The sequence below is a fragment of the Melaminivora alkalimesophila genome (assembly GCF_000282995.1).
GTDB lineage: Bacteria > Pseudomonadota > Gammaproteobacteria > Burkholderiales > Burkholderiaceae_C > Melaminivora > Melaminivora alkalimesophila.
This window is the reverse complement of the sequence record NZ_ALEE01000574.1, coordinates 1-2,091: the sequence shown is the minus strand read 5'-3', so window position 1 is coordinate 2,091 and position 2,091 is coordinate 1. Positions and strand designations below refer to the sequence as shown.

General features: G+C 75.1%; 2 protein-coding genes and 1 pseudogene. All 3 read right to left on the bottom strand.

Annotated elements, in window-relative coordinates:
* Nucleotides 1-177, bottom strand: a pseudogene (locus A612_RS17115) (phospho-N-acetylmuramoyl-pentapeptide-transferase); the annotation flags it as partial.
* Nucleotides 168-1,574 carry a UDP-N-acetylmuramoyl-tripeptide--D-alanyl-D-alanine ligase gene (locus A612_RS11260; RefSeq protein ID WP_040436687.1) on the bottom strand — a complete coding sequence of 469 codons (1,407 nt, stop codon included), beginning with the start codon at nt 1,572-1,574 and terminating at the stop codon, nt 168-170. The pseudogene A612_RS17115 and the gene A612_RS11260, both read right to left, overlap by 10 nt.
* A gap of 59 nt (nt 1,575-1,633) precedes the next feature.
* Nucleotides 1,634-2,091 (bottom strand): glutamate ligase domain-containing protein (locus A612_RS11255; RefSeq protein ID WP_040436685.1); only part of this gene is annotated, 458 nt, incomplete at its 5' end.

Genomic DNA, 2,091 nt, shown 5'->3' with positions numbered 1-2,091 from the left:
TTTTTGGCCGATCTTCAGGCGCGTCAGCATGCGGATCACCCCCGGGCCCGCCAGCAGGCCGATCAGCAGCGCCGTCATCGCCGCCATCACGGCGCGCAGCGTCAGGTACTGGAACACGCGCAGGAAGCCCAGCTCCGGAGACAGGCCCTGCAGCCACTGGGTGAGCATCAGGAGCACGCGACACCCTCCGCCGATGCAGGCGCCGCCGCCTGCTGCTCGATGGCCTGCACCACCTGCTCCATCCGCATGAAGCGCGAGCCCTTGACCAGCACGCTGGCAACCTCCGGCAGCGCCGCGCGCACCGCCTGCTGCAGGGATTGCATGTCAGGGAAGTGGCGCCCGACCGGGGCGGCCGCAGCCGCCGCGTGCACCCCCAGCGCGCCCAGCACGAACACCTGCTCGATGCCCGCGGCCCGCGCCTGGGCGCCGGCCTCGGCGTGCAGGCGCGCGCCGTCGCTGCCCACCTCGCCCATGTCGCCCAGCACCAGCAGGCGCGGGCCCGGCAGCTGCGCCAGCACCTCGATGGCGGCGCGCACCGAATCCGGATTGGCGTTGTAGCTGTCGTCCACCAGCGTGCGCCCGCGCCCGGCCCATTCCAGCGCCAGGGCGCGCGAGCGCCCCGCCACCGGCCGGAAGGCCTGCAGCCCGGCGGCGATCGCCGCGGGCGGCGCCCCCAGCGCGAGGGCGCAGGCACAGGCGGCCAGTGCGTTGGACAGGTTGTGCCGCCCGGCGATGTGCAGCTGCGCCTCCACCGCCCCGGCGGGCGTGTCGATGCGCAGGCGCCAGGCCTCGCCCTGCCACTCGGCCGCGTGCAGGCGCACCTCGCCGCCCTCGCCGAAGCACAGACAGCGCCGCCCGACCGCCAGGGTGCGCCACAGCGGGGCGAAGGCGTCCTGCGCCGGGAACACCGCCGTGCCGTCGCTGGCAAGCGCCGCCAGCACGCTGCCGTTCTCGCGCGCCACCGCCTCCACGCTGTGCATGAATTCCAGGTGCTCGCGCTGGGCGTTGTTCACCAGCGCCACCGTGGGTTGCGCCATGGCCGCCAGGCGGGCGATCTCGCCGGGGTGGTTCATGCCGAGCTCCACCGCCGCCGCCTCGTGCCAGGGGCGCAGTCGCAGCAGCGTGAGCGGCACACCGATCTCGTTGTTCAGGTTGCCCTGGGTCGCCAGCGCCGCCTCGCCCAGCCAGGCGCGCAGGATGGAGGCCAGCATCTGCGTGACCGTGGTCTTGCCATTGCTGCCGGTGATTGCCGCCAGCGGCAGCGCCTGCAGGGCGCGCCAGCCGGTGGCCAGCGCCCCCAGCGCCGCCAGCGGATCGGGCACCACAATGCCCGGCAACCCGGCATCCTCCAGCCCGTGCTGCACCAGCGCCGCCGCGGCCCCGGCGGCGCGCGCCTGCGCCAGGAAGCCGTGGCCGTCGAAGCGCTCGCCGCGCAGGGCGACGAACAGATCGCCCGGCTGCAGGCTGCGGGTGTCGGTGTGCACCCGCGCCAGCGGCGTGCGGCCGTCGCCCACGAGGCGCGCCTCGGGGATGCGCGCCTGCACCAGCGCATGGGCCTGGCCCAGGTCGAGCATGGCGTCGGCAGGGAGGGGATTCGTCGTCGCGGTCACCGGACTGTCTTCTTTCTCGTCGATCACTGCGCTGCCGCCCGGCGGGCCAGGGCCGCGCGCGCATGTTCCAGGTCGGAGAAGGGCTGGCGCACGCCGCCGATCTCCTGGTAATCCTCGTGGCCCTTGCCGGCGATCAGCAGCACATCGCGCGCGCCGGCGGCCGCGATGGCCTGCGCGATGGCGCGGGCGCGGTCCGGCTCGGACTGCACGTGCGGGCCGAAGCGCAGGCCGCGCAGGATCTGTTCGATGATGGCCTCGGGCGCCTCGCCGCGCGGGTTGTCGCTGGTGACGACCACCTGGTCGGCGCCGGCCTGCGCCGCCGCGCCCATCAGCGGGCGCTTGGCCGCGTCGCGGTTGCCGCCGCAGCCGAACACGCACACCAGCCGCCCGCCGCGCTGCGTCGCCATCGGCGCCAGCGCCGCCAGCGCCTGCGCCAGGGCGTCGGGCGTGTGTGCGTAATCCACCACCACCAGCGGCTGGC